The 19,404-nt window shown below is 75.0% G+C and carries 17 protein-coding genes; 7 read left to right on the top strand and 10 right to left on the bottom strand.

The window, feature by feature from the left end:
- Nucleotides 1-391 precede the first annotated feature (391 nt).
- Both AB0469_RS23100 and AB0469_RS23095 read left to right on the top strand, forming a co-directional pair.
- A complete protein-coding gene (locus AB0469_RS23100; protein WP_366453308.1) occupies nucleotides 392-1,456 on the top strand; it encodes a betaine/proline/choline family ABC transporter ATP-binding protein in 1,065 nt (354 codons plus the stop codon).
- Nucleotides 1,456-3,252 (top strand): ABC transporter permease/substrate binding protein, encoded by a 1,797-nt coding sequence (locus AB0469_RS23095; protein WP_366453307.1) that lies wholly within the window; start codon nucleotides 1,456-1,458, stop codon nucleotides 3,250-3,252. Before AB0469_RS23100 ends, AB0469_RS23095 begins: the two co-directional genes overlap by 1 nt.
- Before the next feature lie 205 nt (nucleotides 3,253-3,457).
- Here AB0469_RS23095 and AB0469_RS23090 read toward each other — a convergent pair whose 3' ends face one another.
- Entirely contained in the window at nucleotides 3,458-3,991 is a 534-nt protein-coding gene (locus AB0469_RS23090) for a MarR family winged helix-turn-helix transcriptional regulator (protein WP_366453306.1), read from the bottom strand.
- A gap of 156 nt (nucleotides 3,992-4,147) precedes the next feature.
- On the opposite strand from AB0469_RS23090, the gene AB0469_RS23085 reads away from it, so the two are divergent.
- A complete protein-coding gene (locus tag AB0469_RS23085; protein WP_366453305.1) occupies nucleotides 4,148-5,209 on the top strand; it encodes an alkene reductase in 1,062 nt (353 codons plus the stop codon).
- A gap of 122 nt (nucleotides 5,210-5,331) precedes the next feature.
- Here the strand turns inward: AB0469_RS23085 and AB0469_RS23080 are convergent, their stop codons facing one another.
- From AB0469_RS23080 to AB0469_RS23055, 6 genes are all read right to left on the bottom strand, one after another.
- The gene (locus AB0469_RS23080; RefSeq protein WP_366453304.1) at nucleotides 5,332-5,688 is read right to left on the bottom strand and encodes a hypothetical protein; all 357 of its coding nucleotides are present in this window, start codon (nucleotides 5,686-5,688) and stop codon (nucleotides 5,332-5,334) included.
- 289 nt (nucleotides 5,689-5,977) lie between these two features.
- Nucleotides 5,978-7,021 carry an MBL fold metallo-hydrolase gene (locus AB0469_RS23075; RefSeq protein WP_366453303.1) on the bottom strand — a complete coding sequence of 348 codons (1,044 nt, stop codon included), beginning with the start codon at nucleotides 7,019-7,021 and terminating at the stop codon, nucleotides 5,978-5,980.
- 139 nt (nucleotides 7,022-7,160) lie between these two features.
- A complete protein-coding gene (locus AB0469_RS23070; RefSeq protein WP_366453302.1) occupies nucleotides 7,161-10,556 on the bottom strand; it encodes a hypothetical protein in 3,396 nt (1,131 codons plus the stop codon).
- A gap of 74 nt (nucleotides 10,557-10,630) precedes the next feature.
- Nucleotides 10,631-11,368: a hypothetical protein gene (locus AB0469_RS23065; RefSeq protein WP_366453301.1), complete on the bottom strand. Its 738-nt coding sequence runs from the start codon at nucleotides 11,366-11,368 to the stop codon at nucleotides 10,631-10,633.
- Entirely contained in the window at nucleotides 11,365-11,775 is a 411-nt protein-coding gene (locus tag AB0469_RS23060) for a hypothetical protein (protein ID WP_366453300.1), read from the bottom strand. Before AB0469_RS23060 ends, AB0469_RS23065 begins: the two co-directional genes overlap by 4 nt.
- A gap of 245 nt (nucleotides 11,776-12,020) precedes the next feature.
- Nucleotides 12,021-13,442, bottom strand: coding sequence for a glycosyltransferase 87 family protein (locus AB0469_RS23055; RefSeq protein ID WP_366453299.1), 1,422 nt, complete (start codon nucleotides 13,440-13,442; stop codon nucleotides 12,021-12,023).
- 106 nt (nucleotides 13,443-13,548) lie between these two features.
- Between AB0469_RS23055 and AB0469_RS23050 the strand changes: the two genes are divergently transcribed.
- Nucleotides 13,549-14,700 carry a molybdopterin-dependent oxidoreductase gene (locus AB0469_RS23050; RefSeq protein WP_366453298.1) on the top strand — a complete coding sequence of 384 codons (1,152 nt, stop codon included), beginning with the start codon at nucleotides 13,549-13,551 and terminating at the stop codon, nucleotides 14,698-14,700.
- Between the two features lie 104 nt (nucleotides 14,701-14,804).
- Nucleotides 14,805-15,212, top strand: coding sequence for a hypothetical protein (locus AB0469_RS23045; protein WP_366453297.1), 408 nt, complete (start codon nucleotides 14,805-14,807; stop codon nucleotides 15,210-15,212).
- An 84-nt stretch (nucleotides 15,213-15,296) separates the two neighbouring features.
- On the opposite strand, the gene AB0469_RS23040 is transcribed toward AB0469_RS23045, so the two are convergent.
- The 3 genes from AB0469_RS23040 to AB0469_RS23030 are packed head-to-tail and all read right to left on the bottom strand — an operon-like array spanning nucleotide 15,297 to nucleotide 17,286.
- A complete protein-coding gene (locus tag AB0469_RS23040) occupies nucleotides 15,297-15,956 on the bottom strand; it encodes a methyltransferase domain-containing protein (protein ID WP_366453296.1) in 660 nt (219 codons plus the stop codon).
- Nucleotides 15,953-16,573 carry a DUF2064 domain-containing protein gene (locus AB0469_RS23035; RefSeq protein WP_366453295.1) on the bottom strand — a complete coding sequence of 207 codons (621 nt, stop codon included), beginning with the start codon at nucleotides 16,571-16,573 and terminating at the stop codon, nucleotides 15,953-15,955. Before AB0469_RS23035 ends, AB0469_RS23040 begins: the two co-directional genes overlap by 4 nt.
- Nucleotides 16,570-17,286 carry a glycosyltransferase family 2 protein gene (locus tag AB0469_RS23030; RefSeq protein WP_366453294.1) on the bottom strand — a complete coding sequence of 239 codons (717 nt, stop codon included), beginning with the start codon at nucleotides 17,284-17,286 and terminating at the stop codon, nucleotides 16,570-16,572. Before AB0469_RS23030 ends, AB0469_RS23035 begins: the two co-directional genes overlap by 4 nt.
- Before the next feature lie 124 nt (nucleotides 17,287-17,410).
- Here AB0469_RS23030 and AB0469_RS23025 point away from each other — a divergent pair, with 124 nt between their 5' ends.
- Both AB0469_RS23025 and AB0469_RS23020 read left to right on the top strand, forming a co-directional pair.
- Nucleotides 17,411-18,214 carry a response regulator transcription factor gene (locus tag AB0469_RS23025; RefSeq protein WP_366453293.1) on the top strand — a complete coding sequence of 268 codons (804 nt, stop codon included), beginning with the start codon at nucleotides 17,411-17,413 and terminating at the stop codon, nucleotides 18,212-18,214.
- Nucleotides 18,207-19,316: a HAMP domain-containing sensor histidine kinase gene (locus AB0469_RS23020; protein WP_366453292.1), complete on the top strand. Its 1,110-nt coding sequence runs from the start codon at nucleotides 18,207-18,209 to the stop codon at nucleotides 19,314-19,316. The genes AB0469_RS23025 and AB0469_RS23020 overlap by 8 nt, the downstream gene beginning before the upstream one ends.
- Nucleotides 19,317-19,404 lie beyond the last annotated feature (88 nt).

Raw genomic sequence — 19,404 nt, 5'->3', positions numbered from 1 at the left:
ACGGCCGGACCCGCGGTACGACCGCCGCCCGGCCACGACCGGTCCACGGCCCGGCCCCTCCGGTCCACGGCCCGGCCCCTCCGGTCCACGGCCCGGCCCCTCCGGTCGGGGGTCGGCCCCTCCGGTCGGGGGTCGGCCCCTCCGGTCGGGGGTCGGCGCCGCCACCCGGGGGCGGTGCTCCGCCGAAACGGGCCGGGACCGTGAGCTGGCTCACCTTTGCGTTTGCTGCGGTTAATGCCGGGAAGGCGGGCGCTGGAGCGGAACTCCGCGCTCCGGCTCTTTGGGCCGGCGCGGGGCGCACACGGGCCGATCCCGTCCCGCTCCGCGGCTCGCCGCCCCCCGGTCCTCCGGAAGGCGGCGAGTCGTCTCAGGTACGACCCGTGAGGTGTATGTGTCCACGCTCCAGACCGAGCACGTGTACAAGGTGTTCGGCAGGAACCCCGACGACTCGGCGTCCGCGGTCCGCGCGCTCGAAGAAGGCGCCGACCGCGAGGCGCTGCGCGCCGACGGTACGACGGCCGCCGTGATCGACGTCTCGTTCCGAGTGGAACCGGGTCAGATCTTCGTCGTCATGGGCCTGTCGGGATCCGGCAAGTCCACCCTGCTGCGCATGCTCAACGGGCTCCTCGAGCCCACCTCCGGGCGCGTCCTCTTCGACGGCGAGGACCTCACCGCCCTCGACCCGCGCGAGCTGCGCCGCGTCCGCTCCACCAGGATCAGCATGGTCTTCCAGCACTTCGCGCTGTTCCCGCACCGCAACGTCCTGGAGAACGCCGGCTACGGACTGGAGGTCCAGGGCGTCCCCCGGGCCGAGCGCGAGCGCAGGGCCGCGGAGGCCCTGGAGCTGTGCGGGCTCGGCGGCTGGGAGAATTCCTGGCCCGACGAGCTGTCCGGCGGGATGCAGCAGCGCGTGGGGCTGGCCCGCGCGCTGGCCACCGACGCCGACCTCCTCCTCATGGACGAGTCCTTCAGCGCCCTCGACCCGCTGATCCGCCGTGACATGCAGGACCAGCTCCTCGAACTCCAGCGCACCCTGAAGAAGACGATCGTCTTCATCACCCACGACCTCAACGAGGCCATGCGCCTGGGCGACGGCATCGCCGTCATGCGCGACGGCCGCGTCGTCCAGCAGGGCACCGCCGAGGACATCCTCACCCGCCCCGCCGACGACTACGTCGCCTCCTTCATCCAGGACGTCGACCGCTCGCGCGTCCTCACCGCCGACGCCGTGATGGCACCGGCCCCCGCCGGCGCCGACCTGTCGTGCGGCTGTCCCACCGTGAGCGCCGACACCCCGCTCGCCGACGTGTGCGCCGTCAGCGTCCGCGTCCCCCACCCGGTCGCCGTCACCGGAGCGGACGGCGCCGTCGTCGGCTCCGTCCCGCAGGGCCGCCTCGTCGGGTTCATCGGCGACGAGCGGCGTCCCCCGGTGCGCTGCACGGAGGTGGCCGCCTGATGCCCCGCCTGCACCTCGGAGTCTGGGCCGACCACGGCGTCGACTTCCTCCAGCGCCACCTCTCCTGGCTCTTCGACGCCATCGGCTCCCTCGTCACCGGCCTCGACGACGGCATCGAAGCGGTGCTGTCCGCGCCCACCCCGCTCCTCTTCGCGGGGATCCTGGCCGTCGTCGCCTGGTGGCTGCGCGGCCTGCTCGCCGGCCTGCTCGCCTTCGCGGGCCTGGCACTCGTCGACTCCCTCGGACTGTGGTCCGAGGCCATGTCCACGCTGTCCCTGGTCCTCGTCGCGACCCTCATCACCCTGGTGGTCGCCGTCCCGCTCGGCGTCCTCGCCGCACGCTCCGACCGGGTCAGCGCGCTCCTGCGCCCCGCGCTGGACTTCATGCAGACCATGCCGGCCATGGTCTACCTGATCCCCGGCGTCATCTTCTTCGGCGTGGGCGTCGTCCCCGGCATCATCGCCACGATCGTCTTCTCGCTGCCGCCCGGCGTCCGGATGACCGAGCTCGGCATCCGCCAGGTCGACGGCGAACTCGTCGAGGCCGCCGAGGCCTTCGGCACCACGCCGCGCGACATCCTGCTCCGCCTCCAGCTGCCGCTGGCCCTGCCCACGATCATGGCCGGCGTCAACCAGGTCATCATGCTGGGCCTTTCCATGGTCGTCATCGCCGGCATGGTGGGCGGCGGCGGGCTCGGCGGCGCCGTCTACCGGGCCATCGGCAACGTCGACATCGGCCTCGGTTTCGAAGCGGGCCTGTCGATCGTGATCCTGGCCATGTACCTCGACCGGATGACCGGCGCCCTGGGCCGCCAGGTCTCCCCGCTCGGCCGCCGCGCCCTGGCCAAGGCCCGGTCCGCCGCGGGCGGCGTGGCCCGGCTGTGGAGCCACCGCCCCCAGCCCGCCCACGCCGTGACCGGAGTCGTCGTCCTGGCCCTGGCCGCGGGCGCCCTCAACACCTTCGCCGGATCCGGCGAGGCCCACGCCGGCCCGGCCGGCGCCGCGAACACCGGCAAGGGCCGCACCGTCTCCCTCGGCTACATCCCCTGGGACGAGGGCATCGCCTCCACCTTCCTCTGGAAGGAACTCCTGGAACAGCGCGGCTTCAAGGTCGACGCCCGCCAGCTGGAGGCCGGAGCGCTCTACACCGGCCTCGCCGGCGGCGGCATCGACTTCCAGACCGACTCCTGGCTGCCCGTCACCCACGCCCAGTACTGGCAGAAGTACGGGAACAAGCTGGAGGACCTCGGCTCCTGGTACGGCCCGACCTCCCTGGAGCTGTCCGTCCCCTCGTACGTGAAGGACGTGCGCTCCCTGGCCGACCTCAAGGGCAAGTCCGACCGGTTCAAGGGCAGGATCATCGGCATAGAGCCGAGCGCCGGCGAGATGTCGATCCTCAAGGACGAGGTCCTCAAGCAGTACGGCCTGGAGGGCGAGTACCAGGTCGTCGACGGTTCGACCCCCGGCATGCTCGCCGAGCTGAAGCGGGCCTACGAGAAGAAGGAGCCCGTCGCCGTCGTGCTGTGGTCCCCGCACTGGGCGTACTCCTCCTACGAGCTGACCAAGCTGGAGGACCCCAAGGGCGCCTGGGGCAAGGGCGACGGCATCCACACGCTCGCCCGCAAGGGCTTCGCCGAGGACGAGCCCGAGGTGGCGCGCTGGCTGCGCGACTTCAAGCTCACCGAGGAGCAGCTCACGGGGCTGGAGGCGAAGATCCAGCAGACCGGCAAGGGCAAGGAGCAGGAGGCGGTCCGCGCCTGGCTGAAGGAGAACCCGGACGCCGTGAAGCTCTCCTGACGTCCCTGGCAGTCTCCCTGTCTCCCTGTCACCCCTGACATCCGGCCCCTGCATCCGGCGGGGGCCGGTGCGGGTGCGCCGAGGGCGCCGCACGCGGGAACCCGTACGGGACCCGCGCGTGCGGCGCCCTCGCGCGTACGGGCCGTGCCGCCGCCACCCCGCCGGCCCGGCGCCTCAGCCGCCGCCACCCCGCCGGCCCGGCGCCTCAGCCGTCGGCGGCCTCCGCCCGGCACTGCGGGTCGCCCGCCGCCTGGGTGCACAGGGATCCCTCGACCTTCTGCAGCAGCCGCAGCAGCTCGGCGCCCTCGGCGTCGTCGAGGGCTGCCAGGGTCTGGCGTTCCAGCTCGGCCCAGGCCTCCCGGACCTGCTGGAGCAGTCCGCAGCTGCTCTCCGTGGCCTCCACCAGGGAAGCGCGGCGGTCGGCCGGGTCGGGGCCGCGGCGGACGTGCCCCGCCTGTTCCAGGCGCTGGAGCATCTTCGTCACGGTGGACGGATCCAGGCCCACGCTCTTGATCAGCTCCGACTGGCGCACGGGCCCGTTGTCCCACAGGTGCATCATCACGAACTCCTGCCCCGGATGCAGTCCAAGGTCCCGCAGCAGCCGCCCCGCGGCGATGCGGTGCAGCCGGGCCACCCGGCTGACGGCGTGGCTGACCGGCCCGTCCAGTACCGCGCTCGGCGGCCCCGGACAGGCCTGAGGCGCCGTGCCGCCCCGCTCCTGCGTGGCGTGCGTCGTCATCGTTCGCTCCTCGTCCCGTCGTCGGCCGCTCGCGTTCCGGGCTCCAGCATCTCCCACGCACCCTGGTCAGATTTTACCTTGGTCGGCCAATGAATGGGTGTATGGTGAGCGTCGAGGTCAATCATTGGCCGACCAAATAATCTTGTGAGGGCAGACATGACCAGCGCATTCGAGTCGATCGGCCTCGGCGGCACCGAGCTCGCCAACCGCATCGCCATGGCTCCGATGACCCGCAGCCGCGCGGCCGCGGGCGGGGTCCCGACGGAGCTCATGGCCGAGTACTACGCCCAGCGCGCCTCGGCCGGGCTCGTCATCTCCGAGGGGATCCAGCCCTCGGTCGTCGGTCAGGGATACCCGTTCACCCCCGGTCTGCACAGTGCCGAGCAGGTCGCGGGCTGGCGCCGGGTCACCGGCGCCGTGCACGCCGCCGGCGGCCGGATCTTCGCGCAGCTCATGCACACCGGCCGGATCGGCCACCCGTCCCTGCTGCCGGAAGGCCTCGTACCGGTCGGCGCCTCTCCCGTCGCCGCCACGGGCCAGGTCTTCACCGCCGACGGCCCCCAGGACTTCGTCACCCCGCGCGAGCTGACCGCCGCCGAGGTGCGCGAGACCGTCGCCGACTACGCGACCGCCGCCCGCAACGCCATCGAGGCCGGCTTCGACGGCGTCGAGCTGCACGGCGCCAACGGCTACCTGATCCACCAGTTCCTGGCCCCCGGCAGCAACCGGCGCACGGACGAGTGGGGCGGCACCGTCGAGAACCGCATCCGCTTCGCCGTCGAGGTCGTCAGGGCCGTCGCCGCCGAGATCGGCGCCGACCGCACCGCACTGCGCGTCTCGCCCGGCAACCGCTTCAACGACATCGAAGAGCCCGACCCGCGGCCCGCGTACGAGGCCCTGGTCAAGGAGCTCGACCAGCTGGGCCTGGCGTACCTGCACATCATGGAGCCCGCCGGCACCCGCGAGATCACCCTGGCACTGCGCGAGCAGTTCTCCGGCCGGCTGGTCCTCAACCCGGCCACCGAGGGCCCCACCGACCACCGCGCCCTCGGCCTGATCGACGAGGGCGTCGCCGACGTCGTCGCCTTCGGCAGCCTCTTCATCGCCAACCCCGACCTCCCGGCCCGGCTGCGCGCCGAGGGCCCGTACAACACCCCGGACACGGCCACGTTCTACGGCGGCGACGCCCGCGGCTACACCGACTACCCCGCCCTGTAGGGCACCGGCAGCGGCGATCGACGGGCCGGCACGGCCGGTAGGAGCGGCACGAGGGCCCCTCCGTGAGAGGGAGGGGCCCTCGTGCGTTGACGATTGATCCCGGGCGGACCGCCGCGGGAGGGTCAGGAGGGCAGCCAGCCCGGCCACCACGGCGGCACGTTGTCCGGACCGCACAGCCCGGATTCCCCGCGGGTACCGACCGGTGTGCCCTGGGTGGCGAAGTACCAGACCGCCACCACCGCCAGGACCAGCACCACCGCCGCCACGCCCGCCGCCGGGTTCACGCGCCCGGCGAACCACCAGACCAGCGCGGCGAGCAGCGCGCAGCCCGGGACGAGCATCAGGACCATCTGGAAGAACATCTCGAACTTGCCGCCCGCCTCCCAGCCCGCGTCGCAGTAGGCCCGGGCGTTGGCGGCCATCAGGTGCGTGAGGTACCCGCCGATGGCACCGCCCAGGGTCGCCACCGCCACGGTCAACGGGCGCACCCGCTTCCGGGCCGCCGCCGTGGGCGGTTGCAAGGGGGGAGGGGGAACCGGCGGTCCGAATCCGAGCGGTGGCGCGCTCCGCGGGGGTGCGGCGTGCGGCGGTGGCCCGGCCGGAGCGCCAGGAGGAAGATCATTTCTTGTCACATCCGGTCGGGACGCACCCGGCGTCCGCTGCGGTTCCCCGTGCGGACCCCGATCTCCCGCAATCGGCCGGGCAGTTCGGCCGGCTCCGTCCGCCCCCCGTCCCCTGTTCCCCGGCCGGCGGCCCCTGCGCGACCGTTCAGCCCCGCTCGGTCGCCCCGCGGCGCGACCAGGGCGCGGACGCGTCGGCGGGGTCCGGGTGGAAGCCCAGGCCGTGGAGCTGGTTGACCGCCATCATGGCCGTGAACATCGCGTTCGGGTTGGCGCCCCCGATGCCGAGGCCGACGACGCTCCTCGCGTACGCCGCGGCGAAGGCGCCCGGCTCGACCCGGCGGGTTCCGCGGGTCGCGTCCAGGGCCGCCCGCTGGAGGGCGACCGCCTGCGCCAACAGCCCGTCGAGGTACGACACGGCCTCCGGGCCGCGCCGCACCGCGAAGGTGTGCCCGTCGGTCAGCAGCGCGGCCCCGCCCTCCTCGAACAGCCGCGCGACCGCACCCAGGACGGTCTGGATCTTCACCTGGTCGGCGTCGGCCATCGCCCCGCACGCGCCGTTGCCCTCGTCGGACAGGTGGAGCACGCCGCAGTCGCGCAGGTGCACGATCACGTGGCCGGCGCAGTGGCCCTGGCTGCGCACCACCCGCACCGCGCCGTTGGCGAAGGTCCAGCCGGAGAAGCGGAGCGAGCCGATGCGGATGTGCTCCGGCGGCAGCTCCTCGTACGTGCGGGTCGACGCGCCGAAGGGCCGCATCGGCTCGAACAGGGACAGCAGTCTCCGCGCCGCCTGCTCGGGCGGCGCGCCCGGCTCCGTGAACGCGGCGATCCGCTCGAAGGCCCGCGCCCAGTAGGCGACGGGGTCGCGCATCTGGTCCAGTTCGCGGGCCGGGACGTAGTGCTCGGCCGGCACGCCCAGCTCGTCCACGAGGTCGTTGTTGCCGATGTGGTCGGGGTGGCCGTGCGTGGTCAGGAGCAACGCCCGGGACCAGGGGCCGACCCGGCGGGCCGCGTCCCGCAGGGCCGTGCGGAAGGGTTCCGTGACCCCGGTGTCGACGAGTACGAGGGTGTCTCCCGCCCGGTGCACGAGGGCGTTGCCGACGTCCGGCCGACCGTGTTCCACGTCCAGTTCCTGCCCCACGACCAGCACGGTGCGGTCGTCGAGGCCGATCAGGTCACCGAGCGCGGTCATGGACCCTCCCGCGGTGTCGTCCGTCCGGGGCGGTCCCGGCCCGCCACGAGCCCCCGCCGGCGAGCGTACGCCGCCCCGGGCCCGCGCGCGTCGCGACACCCGCCGGCCGACGCCGTCGTCCCACCGGTGGGCTGCCCCGTCAGCCGCACGTGGAGTGGTACGGGAGCATGGGCAGGTACTGCTGCCACTGCGGCCGGGTCGGGGTGTCGGTGTGCGCGCAGATGTGCCGGACGCCGTCCTCCACGGCCAGCGGCCACAGCCGGACCGTGTTGTCCCATCCGCCGGTGGCCAGGGTCTCGCCGTGGTGCGGGACGTACGCCAGCGAGGTCAGTCGGGCCGTGCCGATGGCGAGGGGGTGGCCGATCGGCGCAGGGTGGGCCGGGTCCGCGACGTTCCACAGGCGTACGCCGTCTGTGCCGGTGGCCAGGGTGCGTCCGTCGGGGCCGAAGGCCAGGGCGGTGACGTCGCCGGCGTAGCCGCCCAGCGGCGGCCCGAGGAGCCGGGGGTGGTCGTGGTCGGAGATGTCCCACAACGTGAGGTCGCCGTCGCCCGGGCCGCCGCTGATCCAGGCCGAACCGATCCTGGCCAGGGTGCGCCCGTCCGGGCTGAGGGCCATCAGCCGTGCGCCGCCGGCGATGGGCGGCCCGGAGCGGATCGGATGGTCCGGATCGGTCACGTCCCACAACTGCACCGTGTGGGCGGTGTAGCGGTCCGCGACGACGAGGGTGCGCCCGTCGGAGCTGAAGGCGAAGCCGGTCGCCATCCCGAGGGCGGTGCTGTCGCCGTCCGTGGTGAGGGGCATGCCGCGTGGCCGGGGACGCGCGGGCTCCGACACGTCCCAGAACCTCACGCCGTGCTCGCCGCCGGCGAGGGTGCCGATGGCAGCGGCGAGGGTCCGTCCGTCGGGGCTGAACCCCACCGAGGAGACGGCGGTTCCGGCGCCCAGCGCGACGTCGATCTGCGCGAGGAGGACGGGTTTGGCCGGTTCCTGGAGGTTCCAGAGGATCACGTGCCTCTCGCCGTTGGCGAGGGTGGCGAGGGTGCGGCTGTCGGGGCTGAACGCCAGCGATATGACGGTGTTGCTGAAGTCCTTGATCAGGCTGAGGGGAGCGGCGCGGGCCGGGTCCGCGGTGTTCCACAGCCAGACGGAGCGGTCGTTGGAGGCCGAGGCGAGGATGCGGCCGTCGGGAGCGGGCACGGTCGAGGTGACGACCGCGGTGTGGCCGGTGAGCAGGGCGGTCGGCAGGTGCCAGAGCCGTACCGTGCGGTCACCGCTGGTGGTGGCGACGGTGCGGCCGTCGCGGGCGAACGACATGGCGGCCATGCTCTGGCCGGCCATGGGCGGAGCGAGGGATGTCGGATGGGCGGGGTCGGCGATGTTCCACAGCCGGAACGTCCGCTCACCGCCGGGGGTGGCGAGGGTGCGGCCGTCCGCGCTCAGCGTCATCGCCCTGATGTCGCCGAGGAAGCTGGTCACGGGACCGCCCAGTGCGACCACGTGCCCCGGGTCGGTCACGTTCAGAAGCTGTACGGCGCCGTCGTGGCCGATGGCGAGGGTGCGGCCGTCCGGGGTGAACAGCGCGGCGCCGAGAGCGGTCCAGAACGTGCCCCGCAGGACGGGACGGGCGGGATCCGTGGTGTTCCACATCCGTGCGCCGTCGTCCACGGAGGAGGTGACGAGGGACCGGCCGTCAGGGCTGAACGTGACGACGTTGACCGCGGACCGGTGCGTGAGGGGCTCGCCCAGGGGGACCGGGTGGGCGGGGTCCCGCACGTCCCACAGCCGTTCCTCCGTGTAGCTGTCGGTGCCGGTGGCGAGCGTGTGCCCGTCGGCGCTGAACGCCAGGGGGCTGCCGCCGGCGGTGTGGGCCAGGGCGCTGCCGAGCGCGCGGGGGTGGGACGGGTCCGTGACGTCCCACAGGCGTACGCCCTCTTGGCCCGGGACCGGACCGGAGGCGGTGGCGAGGGTGCGTCCGTCGGGGCTGAACACCATCCAGGCCGCGCCCGGAACCCGGAGGGGCTCGCCGAGCGGGACCGGACGCGGCGGATCCGTCATGTCCCAGAACCGCACCACGCCCGTGTCCTTGGCGTCGTCGTGGCCGGCCGCGGCCAGGGTGCGGCCGTCCGGGCTGAACGCCACCGTGCCGGTAGTGGAGGAGAAAGCGCTCAGGACGGTGGACAGCGGCTTGTTCGCGTCCTCGACCAGGCGCGTGCGGTGTTCCCCGGTGGGACTCAGCCGGTACGCCTCGATGTCGGCCCTGGCCGCGAGGGACGGGTCGGTGGCGCGCAGCTGCTCCGCTCGTGCGGCGACCTGGCTGACCAGCGCGGTCTGCTGCTCGGTCCGGGCGACGTCGCGCTGGTGGAGGGCGAGTCCCCCCGCCGTCAGGGCGGCGAGGACGAGCGCCGTGACGGCGATGCGGCCGGTGCGGAACTGCCGTGCGTACCGGTCGGCCTCGCGCAGGGTGGCGGCGAACCGTACGTCACCGGGAAGGGGAGCGGTCGCGGAGACTTCGAGCCGGTTCGGCTCGGGTGCCACCAGGCGGAAGCCCTTGCTGCGTGCGGCCAGCAGCTTCGCCTCCAGGCCGGCGACCCGCAGCAGGCGGCCGTCGGCGTCCAGGGCTCCGGTCACCACGGTGCGCGGGCGCAGTCCGTAGAAGACGTCCCGCAGCCGGCCCGCACGGGGCCGGCCGCGCAGCAGGGCGCGCAGCCCGAGGGCGAAGGCGACGCCGAGGGAAGGTCCCTCGATCCGTTCCGGGGCGGAGGGCTCGTCCGACAGGACGATCCGCCACACCACGCAGCGGCCCTCGGCCCGTGCACCGGCCAGGCGCCAGGCCGTGCCCAGCGCGGAGGCGAACCGGCCGTTCGGGCTGCGCACCCCGTCCATCGTCCGCGGGTCGGGGTACAGCCCCGCCGGCCCGGGGGCGAACTCGCGCAGTTCCAGGATGCCGGTGGCGCCCTCGGCTGCCGGGGTCCCTCCGCCCCGCCCGGGGGAGCGGCCGAAGACCACGGGGACCCGCACGACAGGGCGCCGGCGCGGTGAGATGCCCGCCATCATGAGCGCGGCGATCACCAACAGCCCCTCGGCAGCCGGCGACGCCCCGGGCGCGACCGCGTCGTGGCGCAGCCGCCGGCTCCGTCGCAGGAGCGCGTCGACCGCCCCCGCGAGAGGGGGCGACAGCTCGGCGAGGTCCTTCCCGGAGGGCTCCGGGGGTCCGGGAGCGGCTTCGGGGGCCAGCAGTCCGCTGCCCTCCCATGCGTCGAGCAGCCGTACGAGCGCGCCGTCGTGCTCCCCTGCACCGCTCCTCGGCGCGACGAGCGCCCTGGCCAGGAGGAGGGGGTGACCGGCGCGCGCCGCCGCCGCGTGTTCCTGGTCCGACGCGGTCGCCGCGAGCCAGGCGCGCAGTTCCTCGCAGTCCGGGCCGGCGAGCCAGTCCGGATCGTCGCGCACCGCCTCGCTGCAACAGCCCCACCACAGCGCCGACTCGCCCAGCAGCTCCCGCACCGCGGCCTGCGGGCCGGATGCCCGATCCAGCACCTTCTCGACCGCGGCCCGGGCCGCGGGGGCGGCCTTCCGGGCACCGGCGCGATTCCGGGGTGCCGCCGGCCCGGTCACGGCAGCTCCCGGTCGATGACGCGACGCAGACCGGGATCGACGATGAGGGCCCGCACCTCGCGCCAGGCGTCACGGGTCGCCTCGTTGAGGCAGGCAGCGACCGAAAGGGCGACCGTCGCGACGTCCCACGTACTGTCCGGAGCCACCGGTCCCGACAGGGACGCCGCCCATCCCCCGCCGGCGTAGCCGGCGAGCCGGACGTACGAGGCGGCGGGGCCGAAACGCCCCCGTACCACGGGCACGAGCAGCAGCCGCTCGGAACCGTCCTCGTCCGCGTACCTGACCGCCGTCATGAGGGGAGCGACGCCTGCGGCTCCGAGTACGACGAGTTCCAGGCTGTACCCGGGTACGGGGTCCCGGTGCCCGTGCAGGAGGAACCGGGCGGTGGAGTCCGGGGACGACGCCTCCAGCAGCACGGTGTCGCCTCCCGCGGCGGCCAGACCGTCGGCCTGCGGGAGCCGTGGGAGGGGGAACCAGCCCGGAGCGAGCGGCCGGGGGCGTGACCCGTCGCGCGCGTCCCCGGGAACGGCAGGGCGGTTCCCGGCCGACGAGGTCGGAAGGAAGGTCTCGGTGGCGAGCGGCGCGGCCGGCAGGTCCGCGCCGGTGAACGAGGCCCAGACCCGCTGCCGCAGGGTGCGGCCCGCGCGGGTGCGGTTCCCCGTCGGGGGCCGGTGGGCGACTGGGACGCCGGTGAACGAACGCCAGGAGCGGCGGGCGACCGACCCGAGGGTCATGACGACGCCTCCCCGGGGACGGGAGCCGTTCCCGCGTGACCCACCGGGGGCGGAGGCTGCGGTGGAGCCTCCGCAGGGGAGCGCAGCGCCTCGGCCGGTGTGCTCGCGCGGCCGATCTGGGCCAGCAGTGCCGGGGCGGAGGCCCCCACGGTCACCGCCGCGTAGATACCGGTGACCTCGGTGTGCAGCAGCCACCCGGCCGCTCCTCCCAGTGCCACGCGCACGAGTGCGGCGAGCGAGTCCGCGAGGGGATCGACGAACCTGTCGAGCGGGGGGAGCGGTTGCTCCGACGCCCGCGCCGCGTGCCGGGCCTCCTGCCACCCGCGTAATCGTCCGTAGGTGACGACCGCTTCGGCGATCAGTCCACCACCCGCCCCGGCCGCCACGGCCTCGATCCACGTCAGCATCAATCCGCCCCCAGCCCGCCCCGCGCCGCATTGCCTGACAGGAAGTCAGCGTACGCCTCCGGCGGGCCCGCTCCGAGGGCGCGACCGGCGGTGAGCGGCTCCGGCCCTCCCCGGCGGGCGGTGACCGCGGTTCCATCCGCCGGTGATCGGTGACGGAGGCCACGAACACGGCGGCGCAGCACCGCGGTTCAGGCCGGATCGGGCAGCAGGTGTGGGTAAGCGCGCACCGGACGTCTTCCGCACGATCAGGGCGACCCGGCCGGGGCGGCGGACGCTCGGCGCGCGGGTCGTCGGCGGACGAGGCTCATCGTGAGGACCAGGGCGGCGGCCGAGCCGTAGGCGAGGTCGGCCAGGGCGGTGTGGTAGCCGAAGGTCGGGCCGAGGACGTAGACGGCGGCGCCCGCGAGGGGGACGCCCAGCCATTCCCAGCGCCCGTCCAGGGCGACGAGCGCGATCAGGAGCAGGGCGTACCAGGAGTAGCCGGGGGTCAGGAGGAGGAAGGACCAGCCGGTGACCAGCAGGGCGCCGCTCCAGGGGCGCCGGGGGTCGCCCCGCCGCATCACGTACAGGGAGACGGACACGATGACGGCGACCAGCACGGGCAGCGCCCAGCTGTCGGGCAGGACCAGGCGCAGGAGCGAGTACCGGGCCCCGGCCGAGGGGTCGTCGTAGCCTTCCTCCGCCACGTAGCCGCCGAGGTAGCCGAAGACCGAGCCGTGCGAGAGCAGGACGTAGGGGAGGTAGGCGAGGACCGCGAAGGCCGCTGCCGGCAGCAGGACCGCGGCCGCGTCGCGGACGCGGCGGACCCCGGACAGGGCGCCGGGCAGGACGACGGCCGGCATCAGCTTCGTGGCGACGGCGGCGCCGATCAGCACGCCGCCCGCCGCCCGCCGGCCCAGCGCCCGGGAGGCGACGAGGCCGAGTCCGGCGACGGCGAGGAGCGTGCCCAGCACGTCGACGTGGGCGTTGTTGACCGCCTCCAGGGGGACGGCCGGGCACCAGGCCCAGTACGCGGCTCGGCGGGGGTCCCCCCGGCGCCGCCGGAGGATGAGGAGGACCACGCCCGTCACCCCGAGCGAGGTCAGGGCCGCGCCGATCTGGACCGGCTTGTGCCGGGCGCCGGCGGGGGAGAGGCGGTCGACGGTCAGGAAGTACGCCTCGGCGACGGGAGGGTAGATGGTGTGGACGGCGGGCCGGTTGATGCGGGTGCACCGGGGTGTGCCGCCGGCAGGGGGGATCTGGGCGAGGTCGCGGCCCTTGCAGGGGGTTCCGGTGGGGAAGAGCCAGGGGTCGCGCAGCCGGGCGAGGGCCGGGTCCTGCGGGGCGTGGTCGTACGGGGAGACGCCGGCGGACTGGACGCGGCCGTCCCAGACGTAGCGGTAGGAGTCGCTGCTGGTCCGGGGCGGCCCCAGCAGCCCGGTCGCCGTGATCGCGACGGCCCCCGCCGCGATCAGCGGGACGAGGCGCCGGGCCGGGACCCGGCGCAGCGCCCACAGGGCGGCGGCGAAGAGCGCCCAGCAGGCGGCGTACCACCGGAACAGGGCGACGGGGCCGCTCAAGGAGCCGCCGTACCGGACGGTGAGGGTGAGTACCGCGGTGAGGGCGGCGAGGGCGGCGACGGCGAGGCCGGTGGCGGCCGGAGCGGTGCGAGGGGTGAGCGGCTTCACCTGCGAAAGCGTTCCAGACGACGGCCCTCCCACGGCCGCCGGCGGTGCGGGCGTCCGTGTTCCGTAAGGAGTTCGGGCACCCCGAGCGGGCCCCGTCCGGGTTGTGATGGGGGGCATGCGTCTCACCCTGCTTCCGGGGCCGCCCGTCACCTTCAAGGCGCGCCTCCACGATGCCCGTACGGCGACCGCGATCGGCCGCTTCCTCGGCCTGGCCATGGTCCTCTGCTTCGCGACCGGTGTCCTGAGCCACTTCCTCCAGCACCCGCCGGGATGGCTGGCCGACCGGTTGCCGAGCCGCCCGTACTGGGGCTACCGGCTCACCCAGGGCCTGCACGTGGCGTCCGGGACCGCGGCGATCCCCCTCCTGTCGGCGAAGTTGTGGGCGGTCTACCCGAGGCTGTTCGCCTGGCCCCCGGTGCGCTCCGTGCTCCACGCCCTGGAGCGGATCTCCGTGGCCGGGCTCGTGGCGGCCGCCCTGTTCGAACTGTCCACCGGACTGCTGAACACCTTCCAGTGGTACCCGTGGCCCTTCGACTTCGTCGCCGTGCACTACGCCGTCGCCTGGCTCCTGCTCGGCTCCCTGCTCCTGCACCTCGCCGTCCAATGGCCGGCGATCCGCGACCACTTCACCCGCCGTTCTCCCGGCACCCTGTCCCTGCCCGAGGCCGACGGGCCCGACCGGCGCCGGTTCCTCCTCGGCGTCACGGCCGCGGTCGGATCCGTGACGCTGACCACGGCCGGCCAGTCCGTCACCGCGCTCGGCCCGCTCGAGCTGTTCGGCCCGCGCAGCCCCGCCCACGGGCTCCAGGGGCTGCCGGTGAACCGGACGGCCGCCGCCGCGGGCGTCACCCGGATCTCGACGGCCGACTGGCGGCTGACCGTGGACGGGCCGCGTCCCGTCACGCTGACGCTGGAGGAGCTGCGCGCGATGCCCCAGTACGAGGCGGTCCTGCCCCTCGCCTGCGTCGAGGGCTGGAGCAAGTCCGCGCACTGGGCCGGGGTGCGGGTGCGCGACCTCCTGGAACGCGCGGGAGGCGGCCCGGGCTCGCGGGCCCGGGTGGTCTCCCTGGAGGCGGCGGGCGCCTACCGGGTGATGGAGATGGGCCGGCTCTACGCGCAGGACCCGCTCACCCTGCTGGCGCTGCGGCTGAACGGCGAGGTGCTGTCCCTGGACCACGGCTATCCGGCGCGGATCATCGCGCCGAACCGGCCCGGTGTGCTGCAGACCAAGTGGGTCGGCCGGCTGGAGGTCCTGTGAGGGGAGGCCGCGCAGTGGGAGGCCGTGCAGTGGGAGGCCGTGCAGTGGGACGTCGTGGAGTGGGACGTCGTGAATCAGGACGTCGTGCAGGGGCATGGCGAGCCGTGACGGGCGGACTCGGGCTGGCGCTCGCCGCCTGGGGCGGGTGGCTGCTGCTGCGGCAGCCCGAGCCGTGGCGGATCGCCGTCTGGCTCGGGGGAGCGGTCGTGGTGCACGACGGGTTCGTCGCGCCGCTCGTGATCGCGATCGGCGCCCTCACGGCCGCCGCGGGTCCGCGCCGGCGCGGGGTCCCGCGTGCGGCCCTGATCGTCGCGGGCTCCTTGACGGCGATCGCCCTCCCCCCGCTCCTGCGCCCCGGCGGCGTGGCCAACCCCACGGTCCTGCCGCTCGATTACCTGCGCAACTGGCTGCTCGCCCTCGCGGCCGTCGCGCTGTTCACCGCCGTCCACGCGGCCCTGAGTGCCCTGAGTGCCCGGATCGCCCCGAGGCGCCGGGCCGGCCGCCGGGCCTGACGCAAGGCCCGTACGGGAACCGCCGGGGCCGGAATCCGCATCGCGTGCGGATTCCGGCCCCGGCGGTCCTGTGTCGCGCACAGGTCAGCGGGTGAGGTGCACGAACCGCCTCCCCGCGACCTGCCAGGTGTCGTACGGGGTCCAGCCCGCGGTCCTCGCCCCGGCGCACAGGGCCCGGGCGCCGAGCCGGGCCCACCAGAAGGAAGCTCCGCGGCCGCCGCCGCCGTCCTCGACGTGGACCTCGACGCGCTCGTCGACATCGGCGGTCGCCACCTCGACCAGCAGGGAGCCGCCGGGCACGGTCAGCTCGCCCGCCCGGCGCAGCAGGCGGCCCGGATCGCCGCCGATGCCGATGTTGCCGTCCATGAGCAGGACCGTGCCCCAGCCCCCTTCGCCGGGGAGCGGGTCGAAGACCGACCGGCACAGGGCGCTGCCGCCGGCCCGGACCGTACGGGCCACCGCCTCGGGGGTGACGTCCACGCCGAGTGCGGTGTGCCCGAGCCCGGCGAGGGCGGCCACCAGGCGGCCGGGTCCGCAGCCGACGTCGAGGACGGGACCCGTACACCGGGCCAGCACGGTCTCGTCGGCCGGGTCCGGTCCGGCGCACCAGCGTTCGACGTCGAGCGGGAGCAGCCAGCCGTCGTGACGCCGCAGGTAGAGCGGTCCCCGGCCGGCGCGCAGCGCATCGGCGTACGGGTCGGCCCGCCAGGCCCGCGCGGCCGACTCGGTGAGCTGGGCCGTCATCGCGCGACCGCGCACAGGTCGGAGTGCAGTGCGGCGAAGCGGGTCCACGGTGCGGCCGCGGCGACCCGCTGCGCATCGGCGGGCGTGTCCACGTCGCAGAGCCCGGGCAGGTCCCGTACGGCCAGCCCCGCACCGGTCAGCCGCCGGCGCTGCACCTCCCCGGTGTGCGCCACGGACATGGGGACGCCGAGCAGGAGGGCCGGGTCGGGGTCGGCGAGGCCGAGGGCCCAGAACCCGCCGTCGTCGGCGGGCCCGTACCGGGCGTCCGCCTCCTCGAAGTCGAGCCCGGCCGCGAGGAGGCCGGGGGTGACCTGCGGGGTGTCCATACCGATCAGCAGCGCCGGTCCGTCGGCCAGGGCGAACGCCGCGGCCAGCCGGACGTCCAGGCCGCCGGCGCACTGCGGGGCGACCTCGATTCCGGCCGGGACCCAGGGGCCCGGCCGCCCGTCCAGGACCAGGACCCGGCGGTGGGCCGTGGTGGCGAGGACCGCGTCGAGCGTGTCCGCGAGTGCGGCCGCTGCCAGGTCGGCCGCCTGCTGCGGGGTGAACCGGGTGGTCAGGCGGGTCTTCACCCGCCCGGCGACCGGGGACTTGGCGATGACGAGGAGGGTGCTCATGCGCGGCTCCCCCTGGCCGGTGCGGGCCGGGCGGCCGGCGGCTCGGCCAGGACCCGGCGCATGTCGCGGACGGCGTGCCAGGTGCCCCGCCAGGTCCCGGTGACCTTGGACTTCCCCGACCTGGGCAGGTACGGCACGTCCGTCTCGGCGACCCGCCATCCCGCGTCGGCCGCCCGGACGACCATCTGGAGCGGGTATCCGCTGCGCCGGTCGGTCAGCTCCAGGCCGAGCAGCGCCTCGCGGCGCGCGACCCGCATCGGCCCCAGGTCGTGCAGCCGCAGGCCGGTGCGGCGGCGCAGCATCCGGGACAGGGCGATGTTCCCGGCCCGGGCATGGGCGGGCCAGGCTCCGCGGCCCCGCGGGCGGCGGCGGCCCAGCAGCAGGTCCGTCTCGCCCGCGGCGACCCGCGCGGCCATGGGGGCGAGCAGGCCGGGGTCCAGGGAGGCGTCGCAGTCGCAGAAGCAGACCAGCTCGGCGCGGGCGGCGAGCAGCCCCGCGTGGCAGGCGGCCCCGAAGCCGCGCCGGGTCTCGTGCACGACGGTGGCGCCGAGGCCGCGGGCGATGTCGGCCGAGCCGTCGGTGGAGCCGTTGTCGACGACGATGGCCCGCCATCCGGCCGGCACCCGTGCCAGCACCCAGGGCAGGGCCTCCGCCTCGTCGAGGCAGGGCAGTACGAGGTCCGCGCTGAGCGGACCGCAGGCAGAAGAAGTCACCCTCCCCACCGTAGGAACCGGACGGCCGCCGGGGGCGGTCCGAGACCTTACGAAACGCGGACACCGCGCCGTACGGCGGCAGCCCCGGGGCCGCTCCCCGACGGTTCGGTGTCACCCTGGAGGCATGGCACCCAGCACCGAGGCCGACCCCGGCCGTCCCCGCGCAGACATCACCGGCCGCGTCCTGGTGGTGGACGACGACCCGACCGTCTCGGAAGTCGTGACCGGCTACCTGGAGCGGGCCGGGTTCACCGTGGACCGCGCCGCGGACGGTCCGGCCGCCCTCGACGCCGCGGCCCGGCACCGGCCGGACCTCGTCGTCCTGGACCTCATGCTGCCCGGCATGGACGGCCTGGAGGTCTGCCGCCGGCTGCGGGCGAGGCCGGACGGGAGTCCTTCCGTACCCGTGGTGATGCTCACCGCGCGCGGCGACGAGGACGACCGGATCCTGGGGCTGGAGGTGGGTGCGGACGACTACGTGACGAAGCCCTTCAGCCCGCGCGAACTGGTCCTGCGCGTGCGGTCGGTGCTGCGCAGGGCGTCGGCGGCGGCCCCCGCCGGGGCGTCCCTGCTCGCGGCCGCCGGCCTGGCCGTGGACCCCGCCGCCCGCCGGGCGACGAAGCAGGGGCTGGAACTCCCCCTCACCCTGAGGGAGTTCGACCTCCTCGTCTACTTCCTGCGCCATCCCGGCCAGGTCTGCGACCGGGAACGTCTGATGCGCGAGGTCTGGGGATGGGACTTCGGCGACCTCTCCACGGTCACCGTGCACGTCCGCCGGCTGCGGGCCAAGATCGAGGACGATCCGGCCGACCCGCAGCTGATCCGGACGGTCTGGGGCGCCGGGTACCGCTTCGAGCCGGGCCCGTACCCGTCCGGCGGGCCGCTGCCCGCCGCGGCCGGGAGCCTGGAGGAGGGCAGCCGTGCGTGACCTGCTGCTGATCGCCCTGTACGCCTTCCTCGGCGCGGCCGCCACCGGGCTGCTCGGCGCGGTCGCGCTGCGGACACTGCGCCGGCGGAGCATCGCCGTGTCCCTCACCGTCGTGGCGGCGGTCGCCGTGTCCGCGATGCTCGCCGGGACCCTCTCCGTGGCGTGGGCGATGTTCCTGTCCTCCCACGACCTCGGCGTGGTGACCACGGTCGTGGCGATGGCCGCCGCCGTATCGCTCGGCACCGCCCTGCTGCTGGGCCGGCAGGTCGTGCGGAGCTGCCGGGAACTCGTCGGCGCGGCCCGTGACTTCGGGCAGGAGGGCACCTTCGCCGCGCCCGCCGCACCGGCCCCCGCCGAACTCGCGGCGCTCAGCCGCGAACTGGCCGCCACCGCCGAACGCCTCGCCGCCTCGCGCGCACGCGAGCGCGCGCTGGAGACCTCGCGCCGCGAGCTCGTGGCCTGGATCTCGCACGACCTGCGGACCCCGCTGGCCGGGCTGCGCGCGATGTCGGAGGCCCTGGAGGACGGGATGGCGGCCGATCCGGCCCGCTACCACCAGCAGATGCGCGCCGAGGTGGAACGCCTCAACTCCATGGTCACCGACCTGTTCGAGCTCTCCCGCATCCACGCCGGCGCGCTCTCCCTGAGCCCGACCCGGATGTCCCTCTACGACCTGGTGGGCGACGCGCTCGCGGGCGCCGACGCCCTGGCCCGCGCGCAGGGGGTGCGGCTGGTGGGCGGGGGAGTGGAACCGCTCCCGGTGGAGGTCGACGGCAAGGAGATGACGCGGGTGCTGTCGAACCTGCTGGTCAACGCCATCCGCCACACCCCGGCCGACGGCACCGTCGCGGTCGCCGCCGAGCGCCGCGCGGACGCGGTGGTCCTGTCCGTCACCGACGCCTGCGGGGGGATCCCGGAGGAGGACCTGCCCCGTGTCTTCGACACCGGCTGGCGCGGGTCACCGGCGCGCACCCCGCCCTCGGGTGCGGGGCTGGGGCTGGCCATCGTCCGGGGCATCGTCGAGGCCCACTCCGGGCACGCCGACGTCCACAACGTGCCCGGCGGCTGCCGCTTCGAACTGACCCTGCCGGCCCCCGCGTAGACGGCCCCGGGCCCGAAGGCCCGCTCCGTGGCCGTGGGGACGGCGGGCGGCCCGGTCCCCGCCGCCTTCCCACGGGGTCCGGGCCGCC

It is taken from the genome of Streptomyces sp. NPDC093801, assembly GCF_040701585.1.
In the GTDB taxonomy this organism is placed as follows: domain Bacteria; phylum Actinomycetota; class Actinomycetes; order Streptomycetales; family Streptomycetaceae; genus Streptomyces.
The sequence above is the reverse complement of the archived record's forward strand: the minus strand, read 5'-3'. Positions and strand labels throughout refer to the sequence as shown.